Annotated in this window: 8 protein-coding genes; 1 reads left to right on the forward strand and 7 read right to left on the reverse strand. The window is 71.0% G+C overall.

Features of this window, described 5'->3' with window-relative positions; translation table 11 throughout:
* Positions 1-78 precede the first annotated feature (78 nt).
* From FNH05_RS29740 to FNH05_RS29750, 3 genes are all read right to left on the reverse strand, one after another.
* Positions 79-894, reverse strand: coding sequence for an MbnB/TglH/ChrH family RiPP precursor modification enzyme (locus FNH05_RS29740; RefSeq protein WP_246128014.1), 816 nt, complete (start codon positions 892-894; stop codon positions 79-81).
* Complete coding sequence (locus tag FNH05_RS29745) at positions 878-1,744, reverse strand: TIGR04222 domain-containing membrane protein (protein ID WP_144592169.1); 867 nt, start codon at positions 1,742-1,744, stop codon at positions 878-880. The genes FNH05_RS29740 and FNH05_RS29745 overlap by 17 nt, the downstream gene beginning before the upstream one ends.
* 75 nt (positions 1,745-1,819) lie before the next feature.
* On the reverse strand, positions 1,820-2,227 hold the full coding sequence (locus FNH05_RS29750) for a hypothetical protein (protein WP_144592170.1): 408 nt from the start codon (positions 2,225-2,227) through the stop codon (positions 1,820-1,822).
* Between the two features lie 62 nt (positions 2,228-2,289).
* Between FNH05_RS29750 and FNH05_RS29755 the strand changes: the two genes are divergently transcribed.
* Positions 2,290-2,517 (forward strand): hypothetical protein, encoded by a 228-nt coding sequence (locus FNH05_RS29755; protein WP_144592171.1) that lies wholly within the window; start codon positions 2,290-2,292, stop codon positions 2,515-2,517.
* Positions 2,518-2,594: 77 nt separating this feature from the next.
* On the opposite strand, the gene FNH05_RS29760 is transcribed toward FNH05_RS29755, so the two are convergent.
* The 4 genes from FNH05_RS29760 to FNH05_RS29775 all read right to left on the reverse strand — a co-directional run bounded on the left by FNH05_RS29760 (position 2,595) and on the right by FNH05_RS29775 (position 5,924).
* Positions 2,595-3,518, reverse strand: a complete 924-nt coding sequence (locus tag FNH05_RS29760) for an ABC transporter permease subunit (RefSeq protein ID WP_144592172.1) — start codon at positions 3,516-3,518, stop codon at positions 2,595-2,597.
* Complete coding sequence (locus FNH05_RS29765) at positions 3,515-4,396, reverse strand: ABC transporter ATP-binding protein (RefSeq protein WP_144592173.1); 882 nt, start codon at positions 4,394-4,396, stop codon at positions 3,515-3,517. Before FNH05_RS29765 ends, FNH05_RS29760 begins: the two co-directional genes overlap by 4 nt.
* Positions 4,393-4,791 carry a GntR family transcriptional regulator gene (locus FNH05_RS29770; protein ID WP_144592174.1) on the reverse strand — a complete coding sequence of 133 codons (399 nt, stop codon included), beginning with the start codon at positions 4,789-4,791 and terminating at the stop codon, positions 4,393-4,395. Before FNH05_RS29770 ends, FNH05_RS29765 begins: the two co-directional genes overlap by 4 nt.
* 122 nt (positions 4,792-4,913) lie before the next feature.
* Positions 4,914-5,924, reverse strand: coding sequence for a glycoside hydrolase family 172 protein (locus FNH05_RS29775; protein ID WP_144592175.1), 1,011 nt, complete (start codon positions 5,922-5,924; stop codon positions 4,914-4,916).
* Positions 5,925-6,019 lie beyond the last annotated feature (95 nt).

The following is a 6,019-nucleotide window of genomic DNA, read 5'->3' on the forward strand; positions in this document are numbered from 1 at the left end:
GCGGGGCGGGGCCGTCCCCCAGCAAGGCCCGCAGCAGGGCGGACTGGGCCGCGGCGAGCCGGTCCCGCTGCGGACCGGTCACGATTTCCCCGCCGCGCCACGGATCGCCGCGAGTTCGGCCGCGAACACGCTGTCGCCCGGGTAGTCGTCGTCCCATTCCAGCAGCACGCCGGGCGGGTGGGCACGCGTGGCCAGTTCGCGCAGCAGGTCCAGTACGGGCGCGGGAACCGGATGGGTGTGCGTGTCGTGATAGACGCCGTGGCGTTCCACACCGCCGGCGACGTGCACGTAGGCGAGTCGGTCGAGCGGCAGTTCGTCGAGCAGCCGCACCGGATCGCCACCGAGGTTGCGCGCGTTGGCATACAGGTTCGCCACGTCCACCAGCAGCAGGCAGCCGGTCCGTTCGGTCAGCTCCCGCAGGAACTGCGCCTCGGTCAGCTCGGCGTCCGGCCAGGCCAGCAGGGCCGCGATGTTCTCCAGGGCCAGCGGGACCGGCAGATCCTGTTGCACCGCCCTGACGTTGGCCACCAGAACGTCCAGCGCGTCCCTGGTGCGGGGGAGCGGCATCAGGTGCCCGGAGTCGAGGTCACCCGCGCGCACGAAGCAGATGTGATCGCTCACCAGCGGGGCGCCCAGCGCCTCGGCCAGCGCGGCGAGATGGCCGACTCGATGCGGGGCGACGGGTTCCGCGCCGCCCAGGGACAGCGACACGGCGTGGGGGAGCACCGGCACGCGTCCGGCCACCCGCCGCAGCGGTTCCGGCAGGTGGGCCGGGTGGAGGTTCTCCGCGACGATCTCGACGAAATCCGGCCGCAGGCGCTCCACGGTCACGTCGAGCTCGGGGCGCCAGCCCAGCCCTACCCCGAGCTCCCGGGACTCAGCCGCCACAGCCACCGCCGCAGCCGCTGCCGCAACTGCTGCCGGAGGAGGAACTGCAGGAGGAAGAGCTGCTTCCGCACGAGGAGCTCCCGGACGACGAACTGCCCCCGATGCCGGTCGGTGGGAGGTGGAACAGCGCCGTCTTGATCACCGTATCCGGGTACGCGGCCAGCCCGCCGAGCACGACCGGGCCGACCGCACCGGCCAGGGCGGGAAGCGGGACCGGAGTCGGGCCGGGCCGGAGAGCGGCCTGGCGAGCCTTCAGGCCGGCCCGGGTGTGCCGCGGGCTCGGCCGGCGAAGCAGGAAGAAGAGCACGGCCCCGGTGACCAGCAGGAAAACGACGAGAAGGCCGACCGGGCGGTGGAGCCGGATTCCGTTGACCAGCCGGGCCACTCCCACCGCCGCCACCGCGAACACGGGCGAGGCGGTGAACAGGGCGTCGAGACGGCTGCGCACGAGGAGGCCGCGCCGGGCGAGCGAAGCTTCGACGGCCCGGACCGCACGACGGCGGCCGGCCTCCTTACGGGTCTTGGTCAGCGAAAGACGCTGCGCCGCGGAGACCGCTTCGAACACCGCGCGTTCCACGGGATCGGCGGGAAGTGCGTCGCCGATGGGCTGCAGGAGACCGTACGATCGCGCCCGCAGCCGTTCCTGTCTGATCAGGGAGGCGATGGCGCTGTCCACCACCCGCTCCGGCCCGCCGGTCAGGTAAGCGGTTTCCCACAGCGACAGCGGTTGCTGCCCGGCGCGCACCCGCCGCCACGGCTTGCGCCTGCGCAGCAGGGCCGTGAGCACGAGCGCGACGACGAGGGAGCCGGCGTAGACGCCGAGAAAGGCCGGTCCGGACAGGCCCCACGGTTCCATGCGTCCCCCTTTCCGGTGAAAGGCTACCGCGCGGACCGGGCACTTCCGGGGGAATTGCCCGGTCCGCGCGCACCGCTAGAACTCGTCCCGCCCGGTGAACTGCTCTTCGAGCAGCTCGGCGGAGCCGGTGACCAGCTCCAGCGGATCGGTGAACTCGTTGAGGTCGAGGTTGACCAGCGGCAGCGAATGCCGCAGCACCAGGTAGTCGCCCATCACCACGGCCCCGCCGACCACCGTGGTGTGCCCGATCTCGGCCAGCACGGTGCGCAGGTCCACGTCGTCGGCCTTGGCGAACGGCGTGGCGATCTGCACCCATTCCTCGCGTTTGTCGAGGACCTCCCGGGCGATGACCACCATCTGGGTGCGCTCTTCTTCGTCCACGTCGTCCCGGAACCGGACCCGGATTCTGATCTCCTCCGGTTCGTCCCGCACCACACGATAGGACTTCCTGATGAACGTCTGAAGTTCACGCCAGGTCGTCACTCGGTCCCCTTTCCCGCAAGAAGGTCGATGATCATCAGCAGTGAAGCACACCGGGGGCGTGCGTGGGTCCCGCGCGCGCCGGGTATCCGGACCGGGTGCGCGACCGGCCACCCACCAGTGCGGTGTCGCTGTTCACCGCGATCGGCACGACCCTGATCCTCGCGGTCGGCGTCGTGGGGCTGGCCCTGCGCCACGCGGCGCTCGGCTACTGGCTGCTGTGGTGCGTGGCCCTGGTCGCGGGCGTGGCGGTCAACGCCTGGGCCTACTTCGTCACGCGGGGCGGCCGGTAGGGCCTGTCCGGGAAGTGGTTCGCGTGACGGTGCGGGGGTGGCGACTTTTCTGCCGACCTGCCGAGCCGTGGTGCCGGTCAAGTGAGCCTGTGCCGGACCCACCAGAAGGCCAGTGCCACGAACGCGACCGCCGGCACCGTGTAGACACCGGCCTCGATCAACTGGAACAGCCAGAACCGGCCGGATGGCTGGACCTGGAAGAGCCGGGTGAGCCCAGCCTCGCGCAAGGCCTGCTGCGCTTCCAGGCTCAGCCCCGGTGACGGGGGGATGCCGGCCAGCGACAGGCCTTCCTCGTACCCGTGCAGGATTCCGGCTCGGTCGCGGAAGTAGCTCTTGCCGGTGATCAGTTCTCCGCTGTGTGTCTGCTCCACCAGCAGTGGAGTGAGGTAATGGGGCCGCAGGAAGTTCTTCACCGTCACCAGCACCAGCAGGAAACCGGCGAGCGCCGCGGCCATCCCCGGCAGGGTCCGCCGGAACACCGCGCCGCCGGCCAGCCCGAGCGCGAAGGCGAACAGGCAGCCTGCCGGGAAGGTCACCAGACCGAAGTCGAAGGTGGCCCACCACCCTTCCGTTTTCAGAGCCGGTGCGAACCACCAGGCGTAGCCCCCGGCGAAAGCGATGCCGTAGACGAGGACGAACGCGACGGCGACCAGGAGCTTCACGCGCAGCCAGTTCGTGCGCGTGATCCCCTGCGTCCAGGCGTAGCGGAACGTGTGGTGCTCCAGTTCTTGCGCGACCAGCGGTGCGCCGAGGAACATCCCGGCCGCCGCCGGCAGCAGGCTGAACAGCATCCCTGCGTCGTAGCGCGCGAAGTAGACCAGGGGGGGCCAGCCACCACACTCCGTGCTTTCCGCCCCGGAGAAACAGTTCCGGAGGGCGGTCGAGGGCACTGTGCTGCGCATGCCGATGCCCATGGCGACGTAGCCGCCCGCGAGCGCGAGGAAGACCGCGCCGATGCCGAGGAGCTTGAGGCGATCCTGTCGCCACGCCAGCCAGATCATGCCGCTGCCTCCGTCCACCCGGCCGGTCGCGCGGGGGCCGCGAGGTAGTGCCGGACGAGTCGGTCGATGCCCGCCGGCCGCTCCCGCCATCCCGCCGGAAGCGGGCCGCGGCCTCGGCACAACAACCGGGCCGTGCCGTGTTCCTCATGCCGGGACAGCACCTCGCGGCCCGCCTCGACATCGACCACACCAGAGGAAGGTCCGTGGAGCAGCCGGTGGTCGTCGAGCAGATCGTCGAGATCACCGGCGAGGCGGACCTGGCCCCGGTTGAGCACGACGAGGTAGTCGCACAGCCGTTCCAGTTCGGAGACGATGTGCGAGGACAGCACGATGGTGCAGTCCCGGGTGGCCTTGGCGCCCATCAGCGCGGACATGACCTCGTTTCGGGCCAGGGGATCCAGGCTCGCCACGGGTTCGTCGAGTATCAGCAGGTCCGGGCGGGTGGCCAGGGCCAGCGCGAGCGCGACCTGGGCACGCTGCCCGCCGGAAAGCTCATCGATCCTGCGGTCGAGGGGGATGCCGAGCTCGCTCAGGCGATCCCGCGCGTCGTGGGCGTACCAGCGCTGGTTGAGCCTGCGTCCGGCTTCGAGCATGTCGGCCACGCGGAAGGTGTCGTAGAGGGAGTGGCGCTGGTCCAGATAGGCCACCCGGCTGGACGCGACGTGCGGCCCGACCGGTTCGCCGAGCAGCCTCAGCTCGCCGGTGCTGGGCCGCAGCAGGCCTGCCATCAGGTTGATCAGCGTGGACTTTCCCGCCCCGTTGGGGCCCACCAGCCCGACCACGCGCCCGGCGCCGATCTCGAACGTGCAGTCGCGAAGCCCCCAGGTGCGGCCGTAGCGCTTGCCCAGGTCGTGGGCGACGATCGCCGGTTCGTTCACTTAGTCTCCTCACGGAAGTCGTGGAGCACGGTGGACAGGATCGCGTCGATTTCGCCGGTGTCGAGGCCGGCCCGCCGGGCCTCGGTGAGCCACGCTTCGAGCCCGGCGCGCAACTCGGCCCGTCTGGCCTGATCGGACTTCGTCATCGCGCGGCGCTCGCCGACGATGAACGTCCCCTGTCCGGCCCGGCCTTTCGCCAGCCCTCGGTGATCGAGCTCGCGATAGGCCTTCAGCACCGTGTTGGGGTTGATCACCAGTCGCTCGGCGACCTCCTTGACGGTGGGCAGCCGGTCGCCCGCACGCAGCGCGCCGAGCCGCACGGCCCGCTCCACCTGGTGCACCAACTGGAGGTAGGGCGGAACCCCGGATCCGCTCTCGAACCGGAACTCGAACACTTGGTCTCCGCAACCCCGATTAACCTATGAACCTAGGTTAATGGAGTGTTGGATGGCGCCGACCTTGGGGGTGCTGCCGGGCCCGGTCCCCGAAGTGGCGTCCGCTCCGGCCGGTGCCCGTCTCAGCTCGTCCCGGGATGCTGGTACCAGAACGCGGTGGTGGCCAGTTCCGCGCCGGTCAGCACCCGGTAGCGGCCCCCGGAGCGCCAGCCGAGGGCCTGGAGGGTCACCCGCAGGTCCTGTTCGAAGGTGATGGGATCGGGCAGGTGCCAGCGGTAGAGGCCGAAACGCTGGCGCGGCCGGTAGATCGCCTCCGCGGGCAGCACCTGGGGCAGGCCGAGGTAGCGCGTGGAGTAGGCGCCGTAGCGGCCGCCGAGGTCGAAGTTCCAGGCGCCGCCGAAGTAGTCCTCGGTGCCGGTCCCGCAGATCGTCGGGAACTCCCCGTCCCCGTCGAGATAGAACTTGATCTCGCCTTCGCCCCACCAGTCCGGCGCCTGGGGGCACAGGGCGAGGTAGGTGCCCGCGTAGTGCCCGCGGCCCCGCACCCCATCCAGGATGGTGTGCACCCCGCTCTCCCCGACCGGGTCGCTGCGGCGCCAGGCCGCGTGCAGGTACGCCGCTTCGTCCGGAAGCTCCTGCCGCTGGTAGGTGACCTGGTAGTAGACGGGCACCACGGTGTCCCCGGCGTTGGCCAGGGTGACCCGCGCCCGGCGGCGGAACGGCATCGGCCAGTAGCTGTTGAAGCCCCCGGCGGGCAGGACCGCGACCGTCGCGGAGTCGACCAGGGCGAGCTCGCCCCAGCCGTTGCAGAAGAAGTCCCCCAGCGGCACGTCGACCGCGGGCCTGCGGTCGTCGTCCCAGTACAGCCGCAGCACCATCTCCCGGAGCCTGTGCAGGTCGGTGGTGAGCCAGAAGTGCCGGATGATGCCCGGACCCTCGAGATCGGCCAGGGTCGCGGTGGAACCGGCGGGCAGGTCGATCGACGGGGAGACCTTCCAGCCGAGCCCCAGCTCGCGCGCGGCGAGCGCCCCGGTGCCGGTCGTGGCGCGCCCGCCCCCGCCCTTCGCCCCGGTGAAGTTCTCCGGGCTCACCGAGCGGGTGACGCCGGGGCCGAGCCGCCAGATCTCCTCCATGCCAGGCGATTATCCGCGCCCCGCCGGTGCCGTGGCGGCCGTGTTTTCACCCGGCGGGCCGGTTTCGCCCTGCCTGGGGCGGATACTCCCCAGGC

It is taken from the genome of Amycolatopsis rhizosphaerae (assembly GCF_007713715.1).
Taxonomy (GTDB): Bacteria; Actinomycetota; Actinomycetes; order Mycobacteriales; family Pseudonocardiaceae; genus Amycolatopsis_E; species Amycolatopsis_E rhizosphaerae.

Bases quoted from the DNA above. Each gene is read 5' to 3' on its own strand.
- FNH05_RS29745 (WP_144592169.1), bottom strand. From the start codon at position 1,744: ATGGAACCGTGGGGCCTGTCCGGACCGGCCTTTCTCGGCGTCTACGCC.
- FNH05_RS29760 (WP_144592172.1), bottom strand. From the start codon at position 3,518: ATGATCTGGCTGGCGTGGCGACAGGATCGCCTCAAGCTCCTCGGCATC.
- FNH05_RS29775 (WP_144592175.1), bottom strand. From the start codon at position 5,924: ATGGAGGAGATCTGGCGGCTCGGCCCCGGCGTCACCCGCTCGGTGAGC.